Source organism: Xanthomonas arboricola pv. juglandis (genome assembly GCF_905367715.1).
GTDB lineage: Bacteria > Pseudomonadota > Gammaproteobacteria > Xanthomonadales > Xanthomonadaceae > Xanthomonas > Xanthomonas arboricola.
The window spans coordinates 626,867-647,980 of sequence record NZ_HG999362.1 but is presented as its reverse complement, the minus strand read 5'-3'; the positions used below and the strand labels follow the sequence as shown (position 1 = coordinate 647,980).

The 21,114-nt window shown below is 63.4% G+C and carries 16 protein-coding genes; 8 read left to right on the top strand and 8 right to left on the bottom strand.

Features of this window, described 5'->3' with window-relative positions; genetic code table 11:
* Positions 1 to 26: 26 nt before the first annotated feature.
* Both KHN93_RS02735 and dctA read right to left on the bottom strand, forming a co-directional pair.
* The gene (locus KHN93_RS02735; RefSeq protein ID WP_104561143.1) at positions 27 to 1,190 is read right to left on the bottom strand and encodes a mandelate racemase/muconate lactonizing enzyme family protein; all 1,164 of its coding nucleotides are present in this window, start codon (positions 1,188 to 1,190) and stop codon (positions 27 to 29) included.
* Between the two features lie 28 nt (positions 1,191 to 1,218).
* Positions 1,219 to 2,535: a C4-dicarboxylate transporter DctA gene (dctA, locus tag KHN93_RS02730; RefSeq protein WP_211921920.1), complete on the bottom strand. Its 1,317-nt coding sequence runs from the start codon at positions 2,533 to 2,535 to the stop codon at positions 1,219 to 1,221.
* A 154-nt stretch (positions 2,536 to 2,689) separates the two neighbouring features.
* Here dctA and KHN93_RS02725 point away from each other — a divergent pair, with 154 nt between their 5' ends.
* Positions 2,690 to 3,607: a LysR family transcriptional regulator gene (locus KHN93_RS02725; protein WP_104561145.1), complete on the top strand. Its 918-nt coding sequence runs from the start codon at positions 2,690 to 2,692 to the stop codon at positions 3,605 to 3,607.
* Positions 3,608 to 3,659: 52 nt separating this feature from the next.
* On the opposite strand, the gene KHN93_RS02720 is transcribed toward KHN93_RS02725, so the two are convergent.
* Complete coding sequence (locus KHN93_RS02720) at positions 3,660 to 4,238, bottom strand: TetR/AcrR family transcriptional regulator (RefSeq protein ID WP_039522468.1); 579 nt, start codon at positions 4,236 to 4,238, stop codon at positions 3,660 to 3,662.
* A 112-nt stretch (positions 4,239 to 4,350) separates the two neighbouring features.
* On the opposite strand from KHN93_RS02720, the gene KHN93_RS02715 reads away from it, so the two are divergent.
* Complete coding sequence (locus tag KHN93_RS02715; protein ID WP_104561147.1) at positions 4,351 to 5,100, top strand: SDR family oxidoreductase; 750 nt, start codon at positions 4,351 to 4,353, stop codon at positions 5,098 to 5,100.
* A 265-nt stretch (positions 5,101 to 5,365) separates the two neighbouring features.
* Here the strand turns inward: KHN93_RS02715 and KHN93_RS02710 are convergent, their stop codons facing one another.
* Together KHN93_RS02710 and KHN93_RS02705 are read right to left on the bottom strand one after the other, a co-directional pair.
* On the bottom strand, positions 5,366 to 6,106 hold the full coding sequence (locus KHN93_RS02710) for an NADPH-dependent F420 reductase (RefSeq protein ID WP_211921918.1): 741 nt from the start codon (positions 6,104 to 6,106) through the stop codon (positions 5,366 to 5,368).
* Between the two features lie 35 nt (positions 6,107 to 6,141).
* Entirely contained in the window at positions 6,142 to 7,470 is a 1,329-nt protein-coding gene (locus KHN93_RS02705) for an NtaA/DmoA family FMN-dependent monooxygenase (protein WP_211921916.1), read from the bottom strand.
* Between the two features lie 192 nt (positions 7,471 to 7,662).
* Between KHN93_RS02705 and KHN93_RS02700 the strand changes: the two genes are divergently transcribed.
* From KHN93_RS02700 to KHN93_RS02690, 3 genes are all read left to right on the top strand, one after another.
* Positions 7,663 to 8,247, top strand: a complete 585-nt coding sequence (locus KHN93_RS02700; RefSeq protein ID WP_104561153.1) for a TetR/AcrR family transcriptional regulator — start codon at positions 7,663 to 7,665, stop codon at positions 8,245 to 8,247.
* Positions 8,248 to 8,302: 55 nt separating this feature from the next.
* Positions 8,303 to 9,049, top strand: coding sequence for an NADPH-dependent F420 reductase (locus tag KHN93_RS02695; RefSeq protein ID WP_211921914.1), 747 nt, complete (start codon positions 8,303 to 8,305; stop codon positions 9,047 to 9,049).
* A gap of 300 nt (positions 9,050 to 9,349) precedes the next feature.
* Positions 9,350 to 11,617, top strand: a complete 2,268-nt coding sequence (locus KHN93_RS02690; RefSeq protein ID WP_212579585.1) for a methyl-accepting chemotaxis protein — start codon at positions 9,350 to 9,352, stop codon at positions 11,615 to 11,617.
* A 181-nt stretch (positions 11,618 to 11,798) separates the two neighbouring features.
* Here the strand turns inward: KHN93_RS02690 and KHN93_RS02685 are convergent, their stop codons facing one another.
* Positions 11,799 to 14,084, bottom strand: a complete 2,286-nt coding sequence (locus KHN93_RS02685) for a glycoside hydrolase family 3 N-terminal domain-containing protein (RefSeq protein ID WP_211921912.1) — start codon at positions 14,082 to 14,084, stop codon at positions 11,799 to 11,801.
* Positions 14,085 to 14,432: 348 nt separating this feature from the next.
* On the opposite strand from KHN93_RS02685, the gene KHN93_RS02680 reads away from it, so the two are divergent.
* Both KHN93_RS02680 and KHN93_RS02675 read left to right on the top strand, forming a co-directional pair.
* Positions 14,433 to 15,257, top strand: coding sequence for a DUF1460 domain-containing protein (locus KHN93_RS02680; protein WP_104561225.1), 825 nt, complete (start codon positions 14,433 to 14,435; stop codon positions 15,255 to 15,257).
* A gap of 829 nt (positions 15,258 to 16,086) precedes the next feature.
* Positions 16,087 to 17,652: a hypothetical protein gene (locus KHN93_RS02675; protein ID WP_181141956.1), complete on the top strand. Its 1,566-nt coding sequence runs from the start codon at positions 16,087 to 16,089 to the stop codon at positions 17,650 to 17,652.
* 123 nt (positions 17,653 to 17,775) lie between these two features.
* Here KHN93_RS02675 and KHN93_RS02670 read toward each other — a convergent pair whose 3' ends face one another.
* Entirely contained in the window at positions 17,776 to 18,348 is a 573-nt protein-coding gene (locus tag KHN93_RS02670) for a lytic transglycosylase domain-containing protein (RefSeq protein ID WP_244812237.1), read from the bottom strand.
* Between the two features lie 375 nt (positions 18,349 to 18,723).
* Here KHN93_RS02670 and xopA point away from each other — a divergent pair, with 375 nt between their 5' ends.
* Positions 18,724 to 19,119, top strand: coding sequence for a XopA/Hpa1 family type III secretion system protein (xopA, locus tag KHN93_RS02665; protein ID WP_039517013.1), 396 nt, complete (start codon positions 18,724 to 18,726; stop codon positions 19,117 to 19,119).
* Between the two features lie 76 nt (positions 19,120 to 19,195).
* On the opposite strand, the gene sctC is transcribed toward xopA, so the two are convergent.
* Positions 19,196 to 21,022 (bottom strand): type III secretion system outer membrane ring subunit SctC, encoded by a 1,827-nt coding sequence (sctC, locus tag KHN93_RS02660; protein WP_104646833.1) that lies wholly within the window; start codon positions 21,020 to 21,022, stop codon positions 19,196 to 19,198.
* Positions 21,023 to 21,114 lie beyond the last annotated feature (92 nt).

Here is a 21,114-nt window from a genome sequence, read left to right as displayed (position 1 = left end):
AGAAACGCAGCCAATGCCATCCCGTCCTATTCGGCCAGCTCACGCATGACCTTGATCAGGTCGGACTTGCCCTCGAAGCCGATACCCGGCAATTCCGGCATCACGATGTGTCCGTCCTGGACCTTGACGCCATCCGGAAACCCGCCATATGGCTGGAACAGGTCCGGATAACTCTCATTGCCGCCCAGACCCAGGCCTGCGGCGATGTTGAGCGACATCTGATGACCACCGTGCGGGATGCAACGTGCGGGCGACCAGCCGAACTGCTCCAGCACCTCCAGCGTGCGCAGATACTCGACCAGGCCGTACGACAGCGCGCAATCGAACTGCAGGTAATCGCGGTCCGGGCGCATGCCGCCGTAGCGCAGCAGGTTGCGTGCATCCTGGTGCGAGAACAGGTTTTCGCCGGTTGCCATCGGCCCCGAATAAAATTCGCTCAGGGCGGCTTGCAGCGCGTAGTCGAGCGGATCACCGACTTCCTCGTACCAGAACAGCGGATAGTCGCGCAGCATCTTGGCGTAGGCGATACCAGTCTCCAGGTCGAAGCGCCCATTTGCATCCACTGCCAAGCGGGCCTGGCTGCCGATTTCCTCAAGCACCGACTCGATCCGTCCGCGATCTTCGTCAATGGACGCGCCACCGATCTTCATCTTGACCACGTTGTAACCACGGTCCAGATAGCCGCGCATCTCTTTGCGCAAGGCACTGTTGTCCTTGCCCGGGTAATAGTAGCCACCGGCTGCATAGACGAAGACGCGGGGATTGGCTTGCCGGCCTTTCATCTGCGCCAGATAGCGGAACAGCGGCATGCCGGCGATCTTGGCGGTCGCATCCCAGATCGCCATATCCAGCGTCCCCACTGCGACGGAGCGCTCGCCGTGACCACCCGGCTTTTCGTTGGACATCATCGCCTTCCAGATCCTGGACGGATCCAGATTGTCGCCGGCGTCGTTGCACAGCGATGCACTGTCTGCCTCCAGGATGCGATCGCGAAAGCGCTCGCGTATCAGCCCTCCCTGTCCATAGCGCCCATTGGAGTTGAATCCGTAGCCGACGACCCGACGGCCGTCGCGCATCTGATCGGTGACCACCGCCACCAGACTGGCGGTCATCTTCGAAAAATCGATGTAGGCGTTACGGATCGGCGAGGAGATCGGCTTGGTGATTTCAACGACGTCGATGATACGCATTGGGTGGTCTCCCGCAGGTTGGTGTGAGTTATGGATCGGTTGAAGAGGCTGCGACAGGCATGGGCTCGCCCGCTTGTTGACGACGCATGATTTCCCGGGTCTTGGATAGATCCAGCGCGCCATCCCACTTGGCAATGGCAAGCGTGGCGACACTGTTGCCGATCAGGTTGACCACCGCCCTGGCCTCGTTCATGAAGCGATCGACGCCCAGCAGAAGCACCAGCCCTGCAACAGGCACCGTGTCGATGGTGGAAAGCGTTGCGGCCAACGCAACGAAACCCGCGCCAGCAACACCAGCCGATCCTTTCGAGGTCAGCAACAACACCCCAAGCAAGGCAATCTGTTGGTAGACCGGCAGCGGCGTATTGGTCGCTTGCGCCACAAAGATGGCTGCCATGGTCAGGTAGATACAGGTGCCGTCCGCATTGAAGGTGTATCCGGTGGGCAGAACCAGGCCAACCGTCGATTTGCGCACGCCGGCCAGTTCGAGCTTCATCATCATGTGCGGCAGCACGGCTTCGGTCGAACAGGTTCCGAACGTGACAAGTATTTCGTCCTTGATGAACCGGAGAAGGTGCAAAAGTGGAAAGCCCGTCCACCGTGCGATCGCTCCCAGCACCACAAACACGAATAGCGCCGACGTCACGTAGACGGCCAGCATCAAATGCCCCAGCGACCACAGGGTGGCGAGGCCATACTTGCCGATCGTGAAAGCGATGCCCGCACCGGCGCCCAGTGGCGCGAGTCGCATCACCATGTTGATCATCTTGAACAGTGCCTGCAGCCCGTTATCGATGAGATCGACCAGGGGCTTGCCACGCTCGCCCAGCTGCAATAGCCCCACTGCAAACCACACCGAAACCAGGATGACTTGCAGCATGCTGCCTTTGGCGAAGGCGTCCACCAGCGTGGTGGGAATGATGTTCAGCACAAAATCGACCATGCCAGCATCGTCTTTTGCGCGATCGACATACTGCCCGATCGCGCTGCTGTCGATCGAACCGGCATCGATGTTCATGCCCTCGCCGGGGCGGATGATGTTCACCACGACAAGACCAATCGCCAGTGCGAGTGTCGACACGACCTCGAAGTAAATCAGCGCCTTGATGCCGGTTTTCCCGACCTCTCTGACGCTTCCCATCTTGGCGATCCCGACCACGACCGTTCCAAAGATGATCGGTGCCAGAAGCATCTTGATGAGCTTGATGAAACCCTCCGCAACAGGCTGCAAGACCACACCCAGATGCGGCCACACATAACCCACCAGGCCGCCAATGACGATGGCGATCAGGACCTGCACGTAGAGCTGGCCAAGCACCTGTCTTATGCCACTTCGTTTCTGCATGATCGCCCGCTCCCGTCGACATGCGAACCCACCGGAATTGCCGCTTGCTGGACAACCTGCCTGTGGAGGCGTTGCAAGCTCGAGTCGGAGCGTAAGTGCCAGCGCCCAAGCGCTGCCAATGCCTTTTTTATGCGCTTGATGCACAATCGGCATCATGGAACTGACATGGCTCGAAGACTGCTTGGCGTTGGCTGAGACCCTGAATTTCTCGCGCGCCGCACAACGTCGATTTGTCACCCAGCCGGCCTTCAGTCGGCGCATTCATGCCCTCGAAGAATGGTTGGGCACGCCGCTGTTCACGCGCTCGCGCAAGGAAGTGCTGATGACGCCGGCCGGCGAAGCGTTCGTTCGCAAAGCATCCGGGTTGGTCTCGGGCATTTACGCTGCGCGGCAGGAAACACTGGAAGTGGCCGGGCGACACCGGCCTGCGTTGGCGTTCCTCGCCACCCATGTTCTTTCTTTCACGTTCTTTCCGGCATTTGTCAGGCGCATCGAATCAAACACCGGTATCGGTGCGTTTCAGCTGGTCTCCGACACGCTCAGGGCGTGCGAAAAATTGATGCTGCAAGGGGCAGCGCAATTCCTGCTCTGCCACCATCATCCGCGGATGCGTCTTGGGCTGGACACGGAACAGTTCGAGCGGGTTGTGGTCGGCAACGATGTGCTCCAGCCCTTCAGTGCAGCGAAGGAAAATGGCGACGGCAGCCCGCGTTGGTCGCTTGCCTCAACCGATGCAATGCCCTTGCTGTCCTACAGTGCAGATTCCGGCCTGGGCCGCATCATCGCCGGGCATCCAGCGTTCAAGGATGTGGAGCCGCGCCTGACACCTGCGCTCACTTCCGATCTTGCAGCGACCTTGCTGGCCATGTGCCGCTCTGGTGCCGGGATCGCGTGGCTGCCGCGCACACTGGTGGAAGAGGACCTCGCCAGAGGGCTGCTGGTCCATGCAGCGCCCGGCGACACGCACTGGGATATCGGCATGGAGATCTGCCTGCTACGTCACACCGGCGGCTTACCCCAGCAAGCCGAAGACATGTGGGAAAAGCTCAAGCAAGGCAAGCTGGAGACCTAGCGGGTGCGGCATGCGCGCTGCTGCGCGCTTGGAATCCGGGCGCTTGCCGCCGCTATCCGCCTGCGGGCCGTCCTGGCGCTCCCGCGCATAATCCTTCCATCACCGTCTCCATGAGCCAGGCCAGGCGTGGCTGCCAGTTCTCGGTGGCGTCGATCTGCCAGATCCCTGCGATCGCCAGGAAAAACTTGTCCGTGGTGATCCCTGGACGAATCGTTCCGGCCTTCTCGTTGGCATCCAGCAGCAATTGGGCGGCAGCGATCACGGGGGCATAGCCTGCGTTGCCTGCGCACTCCTTCGCGTTGGCGACAACCCGAAGCGCATCCGCCAGGCCCGCCTTGGTAATGGCGTATTCGGCCAGACGGTTCATCCACTCGCGTAGCGCCTGCTCCGGCGGACGCGTCTTCAGCAACTGCTCGGCGAACCCGGTGACCTGCAGCATTTCATGGCGATAGACCTCTACCACCAAGGCCTCCCGCGTCGGGAAGTGGCGGTAGAAGGTCCCTTGCCCGACGCCCGCCTTCTTGGCGATCGCGCTCAGTGGCACATCGGCCGAGCGCACCAGCTCCGCAAGCGCCACGGACAGGATGCGCTCGCGGTTTTGCAGTGCATCGGACCGCGTTGGCTTTTCCACACCCTGTTCCTCACTGAATTTATTGACAAACGGACAGTTGTCCGACAACGTTTCGGTGCAAGCGGACTGTTGTCCGTTTGGATTCTACCCCTTCCGTACCCAGGAAACATCCATGAAGAACAGCGGCAACACCATCCTCATTACCGGCTCGACCTCTGGCATCGGCCTCGGACTGGCGCTGCGGCTCCAGCAGGCCGGCAACATGGTCATCGTGTCAGGGCGAAAGAAAGCGCTGCTGGATCAGATCACTGCCGAGCATCCAGGCATCGAGTCAATCGAAATCGACGTTGCGGACGCGGACTCCATCGTCCAGGCCAGCCGCGTGGCGGCCGAGCGCTACCCCGCCTTGAATGTGGTGATCAACAATGCCGGCATCATGCCGAGCGAGAACGTCTTCAAGCCAGAGTCCTTGCAGGCTGCCGAAGAGGCGATTGCCATCAACCTGCTCGGCACGATCCGCATGACCTATGCATTCTTGCCGCAACTTGCCGGCAACAACGACAGCGTCATCATCAACGTCAGTTCCGCGCTGGGCTTTGTGCCGTTCCCGGCTGCAATGACCTACAGCGCCAGCAAGGCCGCGGTGCACTCGTTCACCGAAGCCTTGCGTGTGCAGCTGGCCGACAGCACCGTGCAAGTCATCGAGCTGGTGCCTCCGGGCGTTCGCACCAAACTGTACGGCCAAGGCAACGACGAACATGCCATGCCCCTGGACGAATTCCTCGACGAAGCACTGGCGCTACTGCATGCAGAAAGCACGCCGAAGGAGATTGTCGTGGAACGCGCCAGGTTTCTTCGCGATGCGGCGGCCAATGGCAGCTACGACGAGATGCTGGGAATGCTTTCTACCGTCAAGTTCTAGGGCTGGCGCAGAACATCCAACTCGTCAGCACGGCGCCACCGCCGTGCTGACGCCGGTCATTCACCCGTTATCGCGTGAATGACTGCAAGACCGCTACCGCGAGATGCGCAGGCATGTTCGCCGCGCGCATTCAGTGCTTCCAGGTGAGCGCCTTTGACACCTTTGCAGCGCGCAGACCATCCCGGTGCGATGTGCAACCGGCTGGATCCATTCGGGTTGGCACCCGCTCCTCGCGAGGGTTCTTCCGATCCCCTGGAAACGGATCTCAGCGCGGCGCGGTCACTGCCCGATTGCGCGCAACGATCGTCTCGTGACTTGGCGGTGCGCCGGCGCCAAAGAACTCGGCCATCAGTGCATCGCGATGACCCGGTGCATCACCCTTCACTGCGGCCTTGAGCGCTGACGCCAGCTCAGCGGTCGGAAGTTCGGTGCAATACGCAGGCGTGCCTGGCTGCTGCCGCCATGAATCTGCAAGATTTCCCGCGTCGACCGAGTCGAACCCGGCAGCGTCGAGCAGTTGCTGCGCGATCGCCTTGCCGGCCGGACTGTCGCCTGCCACCGGGATGGCGATCCGGTTCTGCGTGCCTGCGGGCTTGCCGCGCTCAGTCAGTGTCCTGGCGAGCACGGCGTTGAATGCCTTGATGATGGGCCGACCAAGCTGCTCGCTGGACCAGACACTTTCCAGCTTGCCGCCGTCGACTTCCGGGATCCTGGTGCCGAGCTGCGGGTAGTAGTTCGAGGTATCGATCACCACCACCTCTGCGGGTACCGTGGAGAACAGGCCCGCAACCTCGGGGATCCTGGCGAACGGGATGGACAGCACGATCACCTCGACGTCCTTGACCGCTTCTTCAGCGGCGACAGGCTCGGCGCCGATCGTTTCTGCCAGTTCGCGAATGCTGTCGGGGCCTTTTGAACCAGCCAGTTTGACGACATGCCCGGCTGCAACGAATTTGCGTGCCAGGGTGCCACCGATATTGCCTGCGCCAATGATGCCGATGTTCATGTGTGCTCCTTCCGATGTGTGTGACGTGCTGCGGCTCACGCAGTGATGCGTGGATCGCGCCCGTATTGGGCAGGTGCGCCCAGGTGGTCGCGAAGCGTGGTGCCCTGGTAATCGCGATGGAACAGACCGCGTTGCTGCAGGATCGGCACGACTCCATCGACAAAGGCATCGATGCCGTCGTCATTGATATCCGGTGAGATCCAGAAACCATCGGCCGCATCTGCCTCGAACCAGGCCTGCATGTGGTCGGCCGCCTCGACCGCCGGGCCCACAATCACCGGGTGATAGTCGATGACGCCATGGGCCAGGATGTCGCGCAGGCTCCAGCCCTCCCGCGCGATCTGCAGCGCCTTTGTCGAGCGAGGATCCTGGGGCGACGGGCGTGCCGCAGCCAGTTGCGCGGGCGACAGAGGCCGCTCGAGTGCAGCAGGATCCAGACGTAGCCCGAGCATCTGTTGCAGGTAACCCAGCCGCTGAGGAAACGTCTGCGCGGTCAGTGCAATCCGGCGATCCAGTGCCGCACGGCGATCCTGCGTGATTGTCGTCATCAGCCCGGGAATGAACTTGATCTCGTCCGGGTCGCGGCCGGCCTGCTTGGCGGCGTTGCGGAAGGCGGTGCGTTGCGCGCGGGCATCTTCAATGCTGAAACACGCACCGATCACAGCACTGGCGTAGCGTCCGGCCAGCTCCAATGCATTGGGACTGCCGCCGGCATGGAAGATCACCGGCTGGCCCTGCTCCGAGGGTGGGATGTACAGCGGTCCGCGGGAGCCGACGAACTTGCCCTGCAGGTTGATCGGCGCAATTTGCCTGGCGTCGGCAAACCGGCCAGAGGCCTGGTCGTGCAGCCAGGCATCCTTCCCCCAACTGCCCCACAACGCCTGCACCAGTTGCACGAATTCGTGCGCACGTGCGTAACGATCCGCGCTGGACGGAATTTTTCGCCCATAGTTTGCGGCGACATCCTCGCCACTGGAGGTCACCGCATTCCAGCCGGCACGCCCGTGACTCATGATGTCCAGCGCCTTGAACTGCCGCGCCAGATTGAACGGCTCGTTGAACGTCGTGGAGCCGGTGGCCACCAGACCGATACGCTCGGTGCCGCGCGCAACGGCAGCCAGGGTCATCATCACGTCCAGGTTGAAGTGAGGCGCTTCGTTGTCGATATCGGCCACCGCGCTCGGACCGTCAGGCAGGAAAATGAACTGGAATTTCCCACGCTCGGCGGCCTGCGCCTGACGCACGCGGGCATCGAAGCTGGTGTAGTTGGTCGGATCCACCCACGGCATGCGCCAGGCTCCCGGCTGGGAGCCGTAGCCATTGCCCAGATGCAGGCCAATGATCATCGTCTTGGGGTGGCTCATGCGTTCCTCGATCTGCGGCTGTAGTGCGTGCGTCTGGCGGTGACAACCGGCGGAGACGACGACAGTCGATCGCCGCCTGCAGTCTCGAAACCTTCCGGTTCAGAGCGTCCCGAAAAAGGGAGAAACACTCCGTTTGTGCCGAGAAATATATGGAGATACACTCCGGATATCAAGAATCAGGCTAACCGACCTATGTCTTCCGACGTTCAGCCACGCCCTCCGCGCGCCGATGCCCAACGCAACAGGACCCATATTCTTGAGGTCGCCGGCAACGCCTTTGCCGAGGAAGGCATCGATGTGTCGATGGACAGCATTGCCAAGCGCGCAGGCGTTGGCCCGGGAACCTTGTACCGGCACTTTCCCAGCCGCGACGCCCTGCTGGCAGCGCTACTGGAAACGCATTACGCCAACCTCGAGCAAGCACGCATGGCCATCAGGGCAGAAGAGCACGACCCGGGGCGTGCGCTGCAACGATGGATCGAGGCGTTGGGAAACTGGATGAATGCCTACGAAGGTCTTCCGGAGCCGCTACGGGCCGCATGGTCCCAGCCAAGTTCGGTGTTGATGCCGACCTGCCAATCCGTGGTCGAGGCCTCAGGCGTGTTTCTGCAGGCTGCACAACGCTCTGGTCAGGCGCGGGCATCGTTGACTGGCCGCGACATCTTTCTTGCCGCGCTTGCGATCGCCTGGGCAGGAGCTGCCAGCGGTGACGCGGACAGCGACGCGCGGCAGGCGCTGCAGGACGTGCTGCGCTCGGGCTGGGCGCTTCCTGTGTAAAAGGCACTTCCCTCGCCCCGCAAACCACCCCGCTCTCCACACAGAAGAACGCATCATGAAGCTAGGCATTATCGGCACCGGCCATATCGGCAAGACGTTGGTGAAAAAGCTGAGTTCGCTCGGCCATGAGGTCAAGGTTGCCAACTCGCGTGGGCCAGAGACGATTGACCTGCAACTGCTGTCCGCGGGCGCTCGCGCAGTGACTGCGCAGGAATGCGTGGTCGATGTCGATGCCATCATCCTTTCGATCCCGTTGAACAGCATTCCGGAGTTCAAGCCGCTGCTGGCGCAGGTTTCAAATGATGTCGTGCTGATCGACACGTCCAACTACTACCCCGCGCGTGACAGCAAGATTGACGCGATTGAAGCGGGCCAGGTCGAGAGCCTGTGGGTGGCTGAGCAATTGGGCCGCCCGATCGCCAAGGCATGGAATGCGATCGGATCTGGTTCGCTTGCCGAGAAAGGCCAGCCGGCCACTGCGCCCGGCCGTATCGCCATCCCCGTGGCGGCTGATCGCGACAACGATCGCGAGGTCGCGATGGCATTGGTGAATGACACCGGCTTCGACGCGTTTTATTCGGGCCACCTGGCTGATTCCTGGCGCCAGCAGCCAGGAGCGCCTGCGTATTGCACCGATCTGACCAGAAGCGAGATGGGCGATGCACTCGCCAGCGCCGACCGCAGCCGACTGGCGAAACGTCGCGACCTTGCCGTGGCGGTCATGCAGGAAAGGCTGGGCGACTCCGCAACCAATCCCGATGCGGGCTTCGGCGCCCGGATCAGCAGAGCCATCTACATGTAGCCAGGCAGGTCGGCAACATCGCCATGCAGTCGGCGCGTTTTGAAACGCAGGCAGGTGTTGCCGAGCCTGAGGATGGCAAGACGGCGGCACGGCGAACAGCGGTTTGTGTCAGGCGTGCAGCCGCCCGTCCTGACATGCGTCAGGAGCACCCCGACAGCCCGGGCGTTTTCTGAAGGGTGCGATGCTAATTTAGTGACAGACATTCCAGTTTTGGACAAGGACGCCGTTATTGGGGAACCGGTGCCAGGCTCGCTCACAGCGTGGACATCGATGCCTCCACTGATCTCTTCTGGGACGTCCATGATCGCCTTTCTTCAACGCTTCAACGTCGGCCACCGCCTGGCCGTTGCATTCGGAATCCTGATTCTTCTCTCAGGCCTGCTGGTGGCCACCGGCCTGAGTACGATGGCGAACGCACGCGCGCAGCTGGACTTCATCGTTCTCGACCGCACCGCCAAGATCCAGATCGGCAACGGCATGCTGGATGCCAACTCATCGCTGCTGATCGCACTGGGCACGTATGCCATGGCGACAAGCGAGGAGCTCAACACCGAAGCGCTCAACACCATCAACGCCCAGCGCCAGCGCTACCAGGAGCTGCGCACCAGGCTGGATACGCTGTCCAGCTCGGAGGAAGGGCGGAAGATCCGTAACGAGATGGACGAGCGTCGGGCGACTTCCGTGAAGTTCAACGACGAAGTCATGGCACTGGCCGCCAAGAACGACAACGCGCAGGCCCAGGACATCCTCAGCGAGCAGGCGCGGCCTGCCACGCTCGCCTGGCAGGACAAGATCCGCGAGCTCGTCACCCGGCAGGAAGGACAGAGCAGACAGGCCTACGCAGAAGCAGTCCGGTCGATGGATCGCGGCAAGCTCCTGCTCATCCTTGGCGGTGCTGCGGTCGTGCTGGTCAGCAGCCTGCTGGCCTGGCTCATCACCCGCAGCCTGACCCAGCCGCTGGCACGCGCCACCAACGCAGCCGAGGCGATCGCCAATGGTCAGCTCGGCAACAACGTGCAGACACAGGCCAGGGACGAAACCGGTCGCTTGCTGCGCGCCATGCAGGGCATGCAGACACAGCTGCAGGCTCTTTTGACTGCACAGGGCGACATGGCCAAGCGCCACGACGAAGGCCAGACCAGCTTCCGCATGGATGCCCAGGCCTTCCCGGGCGACTACGGCCGCATGGCCAAGGACACCAATGCCCTGGTGGCCTCCCACCTGGCCGTGCAGTCCAACCTTGCCCGGATCATGGGTCGCTATGCCATCGGCGACCTGAGCGAGAGCATGGAGCGCCTGCCCGGTGAGAAGGCCGTGCTGACGCAGACCATGGACGAGGTCAAGGCCAACCTGTCCGCGATGAACATCGAGATCAAGCAGCTGGCGCAGGCTGCCGCGGACGGTGACTTCACCGCGCGCGGCGATGCCGAGCGTTTCCAGTACGATTTCCGCGTCATGGTGGAGAGCTTGAACCTGCTCATGGCCACCGCGGACAGCAACCTGCAATCGCTGTCTTCGCTGCTGCAATCCATCGCCGCAGGCGACCTGACCGCACGCATGACCGGCGAGTTCAGGGGTGTGTTTGCGCAGATGCGCGATGACGCCAACACCACCGCCGCGCAGCTTGCGGAGATTGTCGGCCGCATCCAGCAGTCGGCAGTGTCGATCAATTCGGCGGCCAGCGAGATTGCCGCCGGCAACCAGGACCTGTCGCAGCGCACCGAACAACAGGCGGCCAACCTGGAAGAAACCGCCGCCTCGATGGAAGAGCTGACCTCCACCGTGCGCCAGAACGCCGAACACGCACGTCAAGCCAACCAACTGGCGATTGGCGCGGCAGGCGTGGCGTCCCAGGGCGGCGAGATCGTGAGCAAGGTCGTGGGCACCATGGCCGGTATTGAAGCCTCGTCCAAGAAGATTGCCGACATCATCTCGGTCATCGACGGCATCTCGTTCCAGACCAACATCCTGGCCTTGAACGCGGCTGTGGAAGCGGCACGTGCCGGCGAACAGGGGCGTGGATTTGCCGTGGTTGCCTCGGAAGTGCGCACGCTGGCCCAGCGGTCCACTGCCGCGGCCAAGGAAATCAAGACGCTGATCGACGACTCGGTCGAACGCGTCACCGAAGGCTCTGCGCTGGTGCATACGGCAGGCACCACGATGGCCGAGATCGTCTCCAGCGTGCAGCGCGTGACCGACATCATGGGTGAGATCTCCGCCGCCTCGCAGGAACAGTCGGCAGGCATCGAGCAGGTCAACATCACGGTCACGCAGATGGACGAAACGACGCAGCAGAACGCGGCCCTGGTCGAGGAAGCGACCGCTGCAGCCCGTGCGATGGAGGAGCAGGCCACGCAGCTGACCGAGGCGGTGGCGGTCTTCAAGATCGACGGACAGAAAGCTGTTCCGGTCGGCGCAGCTGCTGCTACGTCCGCCATTGCCAAGTCCGCAAGCAGGAAAACGGCAGCGCCCCTGAAGACACCTGCAAAGCTTGTCCCGCACCGGGCACCACGCAAACTCGAGTCAGTCACCGGCGCAACGGACGGCGCAGGCTGGCAGGAGTTCTGACCGAACCGTGGTGGGCCCGGATTTCCGGGCCCACCCGCGTTCTGCTCTTGCACATCATTGCGCAGCACGTGATCCGCGTGGTCGGTCGCACCGACTGCTCGGGAACAACGGTCATCATCGGACTTCGGACGCAGGTGATGCTCAAGGTCATGAATATCGACCAGCGCCACCGCACGTCACCTCACTCCACCAATTCGAAGCTCGCCGTCAGTCCTGCAGCTTCAGCCGATGGCGCCACCCATACATCGAACACACCCGGCTCCACGATCGGTTGCAATGCCTGACCGATGAACAACAGGTCCGCACGCCGCAACACGAACTCCACGGGCGCGCTGCCGCCAGCTGGCACCGCGAGTTTGCGGAAATCCTTCAGCTCCCGCACCGGCCGGGTCACGCTGGCGCTGCGGTCGCGCACATACAGCTGCACCACTTCGTCCGCATCGCGCGTGCCGCGGTTGTAGATGCGTGCACTGATGCGCACGCTGCCATTGGCTGGCAGGCGTGCATCGCTCAAGCTCAGTTCGGCATAGTCGATGCGCCCATAGGTGAGCCCATGGCCGAACGGAAACAGCGCCGTGTTGGGCGCCGTCCGGTAATGCGTGGTGTAAGGCTCCAGCTCGTCCGGCCCGGGATTGGGACGGCCGGTTGGCGGGTGGGCATAGGTGTAGGGCACCTGCCCGACCGCATGGGGAAAACTCACCGGCAAACGGCCGGACGGTGCCTGCGCACCCAACAGGATGTCAGCCAATGCAAGGCCGGCCGCCGAGCCCAGGAACCAGGTCACCAGGATCGCCGCGCATCCAAGCACCGGCGCCTGCAGCGCAAGCGCGCGACCGGTGCTGAGCAGGACCGCGACAGGCGTACCGGTGGCGACGACTGCCGCCAGCAACTGTTGCTGCGCTTCGGGGATGCAGATCTCGCTGCGCGATTGCGCTTCGCCCGAGTAGCCCAGTGGTTCGCCAATCGCCAGCAGCGCGACATCGGCACACCTGGCGGCGGCCACCGCGGCCTGCACACCGCCCGGTAACGCTTGCTCGAAGTGGCAGCCGTCCACCACCTGCAGTGCCTGCGGGTCCTGCAGCGCATTCGCCAGCGCGGTGGCCAGCGTATTGCGCTTGTCCTCCTCGTCGAACAGGCTCCATGGCCCGGCGTGGTTGATCCAGTCGCGCGCCATGGGTCCGATCAAGGCAATGCGCTGGCCGCTGCGGCGCAATGGCAGCAACTCGCCGTCGTTCTTCAGCAACACCACCGATTTGCATGCGGCCTCGCGGGCCAGTGCCAAGGTGTCGGTGTTGCGCTGCGATGACTGCGCCCGTGCGGGCCGGATGCGCCGGAACGGGTCGTCGAACAGCCCCAGTGCCGCCTTGAACGCCAGGACGCGTCTCACCGACGCATCCAGCCGTGCCATCGGCACGTCGCCTGCGGCAACCAAGGCTGGCAGGTGCTGTAGATACAGGCCGCTTTCCATGCTGATATCCACCCCGGCCAAAAACGCCAGTCTTGCCGCGTCACGGCCAGTGGCCGCAACGCCGTGCGCGATCAGTTCCTGGTCGGCCTGGAAGTCGGACACGACCAGGCTGGGATAGCCCCATTCCCTGCGCAATACCGTATCCAGCAGCCACGCATTGGCAGTGGCGGGAATGCCCGACAGTTCGTTGAAGGCGGCCATGGTCGTGACCGCGCCTACGGTAAACGCCGCCTGGAACGGCGGGAAATACACCTCGCGCAGCGTCCGTTCGGACACGTCCACGCGGTTGTAATCCAGCCCGCCCTCGGCCGCACCATAGGCGGCAAAGTGTTTGGGGCAGGCGGCCATCGCCTCGGGATGGGCCAGCCCCGCATCGCCCTGGAAACCGCGCACCCGTGCCTGCGCAAACAGCCGCGCCAGCAGCACGTCTTCGCCGGCGCCTTCCACGCCACGCCCCCAACGTGCATCGCGGGCGATATCCACCATGGGCGCGAAGGTCCAGTCGAGACCGACCGCACTGGCCTCCATCGCCGCGGCACGCGCGGTGCGCTGTGCCAGCGTCGGCTCGAAGCTGGCCGCCTCGGCCAACGGCACCGGGAACACCGTGGTATAGCCATGGATCACATCGGCGGCGAACAACAGCGGAATCCGCAACCGGCTTTGCAGCGCTGCCTGCTGCAGTTGCTGATGCCAGCGCACGTTGGACCCGTTGAACACCCCGGTCAGCCGCCCGGCTCGGGCGGCGGCCAGTTGAGCGCTCCCGTCGGCAGTGCGGGTCAGCGGATTGGCGACGATCGCCTTGCCATCCTGTTGCGCCGAACTGAACAGGCTGAGCTGGCCCGCTTTTTCCTCCACGGTCATGCGCGCGATCAATGCATCGATGAAGCCGGGCGGCCGCGCCGCACCGGTCGGCAATGCCCAGCCAGCGGGAATGCGCGCGAGCAGCGCCAGTGTTCCGGCGCTACGCAGCAGCTGGCGTCGAGTAGTGCATGCAGGCATGGGAAGGGTGCTCGGCGGCGGCGGCCAACGCTACAGGATGGGCAAGCCCGCACACACAGGCGGGTTCGCATTCGCGATGCCTGCTTCGGGACCAACCGATGGCGTCAGTGGATGCGCAGCCCCCCGGCATTGCAATCGACGTGTGACTTCCACGCGCATCCAGCATTTCGTCGCGGGCCCTGAAATATCTCTTTATGTCCCCGCTGCCTAGCCGGCTTCCAGGCGGCCTATGTCACATACGCACCCATGGAGACAGACGCGAAGCCCGGTGTTTGGCGCTACAGCAACATGGGTGACACTACACGAGCGGCAATCTACCTCTCGCCTGCCCTGTGTTTGGAGACGGACATGTCCAGAGAAGCGCGATGGCTCCTTGTCACACTGCTCGCCATTACCTGTGTAACCGGATGCTGCGCCCGGGCTGAAAGCGCGCCAGAAGCATCGCCAGCACGCGTGCAGATGGATGCCTACACAGCAAACAAGTTGAACGCCGTGCTGGAGGAGACCTCACGGCATCGTGGCCTGAGCACCGGGCACATGATCGACCTGGTCTCTGCGCAGTTTTTGGAAACGCCTTATCGCGCAAACGTGTTGCAGGGTTCGGCCACGGTGCCAGAGAAATTGATCGTGGACTTTACCGGCTTGGACTGCTTCACCTATCTGGACTATGTCGAAGCAGCCCGGAAGTCGCACTCACAGCAGGACTTCGTCAACAACCTTGTCTTTACCCGCTATGTCGACGGTGTCGTCAGCTTTACGCACCGCAAGCACTTTTTTACCGACTGGGCGAACCGGCCTTACGAGCTTGCCACCGATATCACCACACGGATCAGCACCGACACTGTAACCGTGATGAAGCAGCTCAACTTGAAAGCAGACGGCAGTAACTACCTGCCCGGCTTGCCGGTGGTCGACCGGGCTGTCACCTATATCCCCACCGAGCACATCGACGGCAGCGTCATCCGCAAGCTGCGCACGGGGGATTTCATCGGCATCTATACCCATCTGGCCGGGCTGGATGTCACGCACGTCGGATTCTTCATCATGACCGACACAGGCCCGGTGTTACGCAACGCCTCCTCACGCAAGGAAAACGAAAAGGTCGTCGACTCGCCCTTCATGGAATACGTGGCGAGAACGCCGGGAATCATCGTTTATAGAGCCAAGGAGTAAGCGTCACCTCTGCCTCCATTGTCGGCCGCCCACCTGGCCGCGTCGGCTACAGTGGATGCGACGTCCTCACGGAAGCAACAGCTGGCATGCTGGCATGACGCGACTCAGGCGGCCTGCAGCCGAGCGATCTTCGCTGGACCGCGCGGGGCCGATGCCTGGAAGGGCACGTGTGTCCGCCAGCCACAATGCCGCGCGCTTCTTCATCCCGCATATCCCGAAGAAACAAGCCTGCCCGCTTGACCGGGTTTGCTCCTGTGCATCGATTGGCACTCAGGTGGCCAGCATCATGGCCGCATCCCGAGCTCGCTGCTTACGCTGGCTCCTCAATCGAACCACGCTGCATCTCGACAGGGATCGTCGCTGCGGGCACGACGGGGTGGCCGGGTAGGCGAAGACCCGCGCGACAGCAGACACATTTCATCTGCAGGAGAAACGCCCTTTTCCGTTGCGGAATGATCATTTCGCAGGTGAAGCGTCCCGGGTCTGCAGCTTGATGTCATTTTCGAGTCACTGACGACGATGACGCATGCCACACAAGGTGGCCGGGAATGCCAGGCACGCCTGGGCACTTCGATTGCACGCTGGGAAGTCCGCACTGCAATTCTCCGAACCGTTGATGGCGGCAGCTGCGCCAGACCGTGTCTGCGTGGCGCACGTCGACCGTGCTGTCGCGCGCGTTGCCCTGCCAACAGCGAGCTGTGCGCTGCAATCGAGGCCGGCACCGCCATGCGCCCATCGGATGAGGTGCCAGCCATCGATGCCTCACGTCAGCAGCCGCGCAAGCCCGGGCGGCAACACGCCGCCCTTCCCCCCACAGCGAGGACATGCCGTGATGAAGATCCCTTCAGCCAGTGCTTCCCAGCCACCACGACCGACCGACACAGACGTCGTGATCGACATAGCGCCGCCACAACAGCACACCGCGGCGCCGACGCCTGCGGCGAACCCTGCATTGTCGCGCCTGGCTCCCAGACCGTCCGGACGGCGCAGCAACCCGGAACGCGGCACAGGATCCGGCAGCGCTGCCGATAGAAACCAGCACGGCGGTGAGAGCCCGCTGCTACATGCCGACAACAGCACCAGCGAGCGCTTCTTCGACGCCGTGGACTTCTTGCCAGCAGTGGACCCGTCGTCCATAGACCACGAACACGCTGCACCACCCGATCAACCGGTGCCCACACCTGCAGCCACCACCACGCCGACACGCAGCGAGCGCTTGGGTGCACTGGCTGCATCGATCAGGACCGGTGCAGTGCGTGGCGCAAGCGCCGTGTTCGGACCGACCGCCAGCGCGGTGGCGGCGGCAGCGCACGGCATAGTCCCGACCAGTTTCGACGGACAATACCTCGGTGCGGCGCTGGGGCATCTGGTGCACCAGGCCAGTTCGGTGGGACCGACCACGTTCGCACGTGAGTTGCTGGGCGAAGGATTGTTTGCCGCGCTCCGCCAGCTTCCGCCCGAAGCGGTGGTCGCCATGCAGGCCGTTTCCGGCACGCTGCAGATGGCGCTGCATACGCTGCGACGCAACCGCGAGAACCGCAATCCGGACGCGGCTGCGCGGGGCTTCCACAATCTCAGTCTCGAACAGTGGGATGCATTGTCCGTCCAAGAGCAGGGAAGCAGGAGAGAAGAACAGCAGCATTATTCGAATCTGGTCACCCGGCTGGCGTTGGGCGGCATCCTGAGCAACATCGCTGTGGGTGCGGCCGGCAAGGCATCCGGCCAACCGGAGCTGGCTGCCAGGCTGCTGGCCAGCGACCTGAAGATCGCCGCCTATGCCGCAGCCCGCGACACCATCCAGGCCACCTTCAAGATGGTGGGAATGCAAGACCCGGCCCGCTCCAATGGCGGCATCAGCGATCCGCACATCACCAGCGCAGGCAGGTTCTACGGCATGGCCAACGTGCTGGCCAACCTGGCGTCGAACGAGCTGGCGTCGCCGGACTTTGCAGCGGCCCGGCAGCGCTGGGCCGGCCTGAACTCGCCTTTCACCAAGGGCGAGGCAACCAGCGTCATCTTGCGTCAATCGGCGATGACGGCGGCCTTGAATGTCGGCCTGGAAACGGCGGACTGGATCAACGTCACCCAGCACGAAGCCGACCAGGCCGGGACCAAGCAGATCTGGGAACCGGAGTGGAAGGGCAAGCGCGAGGATTACGAGAGGGTCATGGATCATTCGGTCGCCCGCACGGCCGCCATCAATTCCAATATCGCGCTTGGTACCGCCATCAACATGATTGGCGCCTGGGTCGGGCTGTCGCCCGCACGCAGCGGCCTGCTCTCCAATACGGTGTCCGGCGTGGCTGCCGGCATGCAGTACAAGACCATCGGCGCCACCTGGCAGGCCGATGGGGCTGTTCGCGCAGCCGAGGCGGCTCGCTCCCAGGCCGGGTAAGCACGGCGATCAAACCACCGCGCTCGCCATCCGGCGGGCGCGGTGTGTATTCACCGCACAGCCTCTGGGCACGCAATGCGGGCAGGCCGGCAACGCAGTGCGCCACCGCCGCGTGCAGCAGCGTTACTCGGCGACCACGCCGCGCTTGCTCAGAATCGCGTGGATGGCATGCGCATACTTGTCGCGCTCGGCCGGCGTTTCGGAATGATAGGCACCGACGGCGGCCCAGGTATTTCCATATTTATTGGTCATCTCGCGCAGCCGCCAGGCGGCGACATACACGCTGACGCACGGCTGCATCAACGCGTCCCTGGAGATGCCGTAGCTGGAAAGACGGCGCAGGTGGATCGAATTGATCTGCATCTTTCCGTAGTCGACCGTGCCGTTGTTGTTGCGATGGATCGCGTCGGCACGACCGCGTGATTCCTGCCATGCAATGGCGCGCAGCACCCATGGATTGACATGTTGATAGCCGGCGGCCTCTTCGAAGCAGTCTGCGCGTGCGAGTGGCGCGGCGCACAGCAACGCCGCCGCAATCAACACCCGGCGCCGGGCGGCGGGTGCCTGCCTGGGCCGGAGCGCGTAGCAGTGTTCGCCCACGGGCAGGCTTTTGGAGAGCGTGGCCCACTGCTGTGGACGGCCAACGCCCGTGCCGTGCACGGACGCACACGTGGTCGGCGTATCGGTCTCTGTCATGTCTGTCACCTGATCGTCGTTGATTCCAGCAACGTCGCGGAGTGGACAGGCATCCCCGGCTGATCCAAACCCCCGCTCGATCGCAACACCATAACGGCACCATGCACACGCATGCACTTGCTGCACGAAACGTCTATGACCGAAACGAAATCACCCCACGCATCGTTTCAATGCAGCTGTTTTCCAGCGTATTCCGAATATTTTTCCGCCGCGACGTTCGCAAGTAAAAGCGCGCTTTCGCGTCCTTGCCGATGCATCACCGGTACCTCTTCTACCTTGCGGACGGGGCAATGCAGCGTCCCCGTTGCGACCTTGCCGTGACAGCTTTCCGGCAACCGCGATGTACCCAGTCAACCACATGAGACGGGAATCACCATGGACTCATCTATCGGAAACTTTTCCAACTTCAGCAGCAACGTGCAGACGATGGGCATCGGGCCCCAGCAAACCCAGGACTCCGGTCAGCGCTCGTCTTCGGCTGGCTCCGAGCAACAGCTGGATCAGTTGCTCGCCATGTTCATCATGATGATGCTTCAGCAGAGCCAGGGCAGCGATGCCAATCAGGAATGCGGCAACGACCAGCCGCAGAACGGTCAGCAGGACGGCCTGAGTCCGTTGACGCAGATGTTGATGCAGATCGTGATGCAGCTGATGCAGAACCAGGGCGGCGCCGGCGTGGGCGGTGGCGGTTCGGTCAACAGCAGCCTGGGCGGCAACAGCCTGGGTGGCGGTTTCAACGCCAACCTGTCGAGCATCACCGGCCAGGCCTGATCGGCACTGCGTGCAGGCTGCCGGGCCATGCGGCAGCCTGCACGTTGCAACACCATCGACTGCCGCGATGCCCTGCTCAGGGCGAAACGATATGCGGGGTCAGCAGGAACAAGCGCTGCAGCCGCGACCCACCCTGCTGGCGATGCTTGAACAGGTTACCCACCAGTGGAATCCTGGACAGCCCGGGCACCTTGTTCAGATCGGTCTGATCGGTATCCTGGGCATAGCCGGCGATCAGCAGGCTCTGGCCTTCGTTGACGAATGCCTGGGTAGTGATCTCGCTGGAAGTGATGACGGGAATGCCATCGACGGTATTGGCGCCCAACTGCCCGTCTTCGATACGCACATCCAGGCGCATCTGCCCGTCGGGCGAGCCCGGCACCACACTCGGCAATACGCGTAGCGACACACCGGCGGACAGGTTGTAGAGGTCCGCGGATGCATAACCGCTGACACGCACGAAGGCCTGCTGCTTGTGGTCCATCACCGCTTCCACGTTGTCCAGCGTCGCCACCTGCGGGGTGGACACGATCTTGGCCTTGTTGGTCTGCTCGAGCGCCGACACACGCGTCATCAGGTAACGCCCGGCGTCTCCCAGAACCGCCGTCAAGGTGCCGCCCAACGGAGCGCTTGCCCCTGCCGCCGCCGCACCGCTCAAGCTGCCGTCGTAGCCAAGCTGGCCGCCACGGCCGTCGCCGGTCTGCACATCCACACGCCGACTGTGGAACCGCCAGTCCACGCCCAGATCCTGCATGGCGCCGTCGCGGATCTCGATGATGGTGGCATCGATCTGCAGCAGCTTGGGGCGGTTGTCGAGCTGCTGGATCAAGCTGCCATAGGCGGCCATGCGCTCGGGGCGGTCGCGAATGAGGATGGCGTTGGTGCGTGGGTCGGCTTCGATCACCGGCGCGTCCGATGCCGGCTCGCCGCCGCTGCCTGCATCCACCGCCAGTGGCGTGTCGCGGCGCGCCTGGCTCATCTCCGGCCACACACTGGCCGGCGCATTGGCGCCCGTACCCGGCAACGGCGGGCTGACCGGCACCCGATCGGACGGCGAACCACCGCCGAACCACGACGCAGGCAAGCCGAGAATGCCGTTGCCGCCGTTGCTGCCGCCGCCGTTCTGGGCCTGACCGTTGTTGCCGAAGGTATTAGATGAGCCGCCGCCGATCGGTTGCACCCGCCCGAAATTGGCACCCGGCCCGGGCAGCGCCGCCGTGGGCGCGCCATGCACGCCGTACATGCTGCGCAACAGGCTGGCCATGCCCGGCACCTGGACGTCCTGCCCACCGATGCGGGTGCTGTGATCGGCGGCCTGCGCGTAATGCAGCTGAAACACCTGCACTTCGGTGGCATCGCGTTGGCGCGCGCCCTGCTCGACCTGCCTGGCGATCGCAGCGACGGTATCCACATAACCCGGCGGGCCGGACACCACCGCCACGTGCGCCGCCTCGTCGTAACGGACCGGAAAGCGCGGATCGTCCAGCCGCATGCGTGCAAGCGCATCGCGCAGCGCACTGGTCGATGCAGCACCCAGATTCAATGTTGCATTCTTGGTTTCGTTGGCGCCCCAGATCCTGAGCACGGCACCGTCGTAATACCAGACGAAGCCGAACGTCGCAGACAGATCGTCGAGGAATTTCTGCGGGCTCGCCTCAAACTTGCCACTGAGCGTGCCGGTCACCTCCGGCGAAATCCAGGTGGTGATGGATTGGCTGGCGGACAGGTCGCGCAGTACTTCCTTGAGATCCTTGTGGTCGGCGACGTATTTGAAGCTGCGCGAATGCCATGGCACCTGCGCGGCAGTGGCATGCGACGGCAGCAGCGGCAGCAGGCTCAATAGCAACGCGGCGGCCAATGGCGCACGTCGATGGCGGTGAACTGGAGGACAGGCGTATGCCATGGCGTTCCCTCTGCGAGGCAAGTGAAAGAAGTCGATGGGGCGGCACCTGGCAGGCAGGCGTCGTCCGGGATTGCGTGCCGGATGCAGGCGGC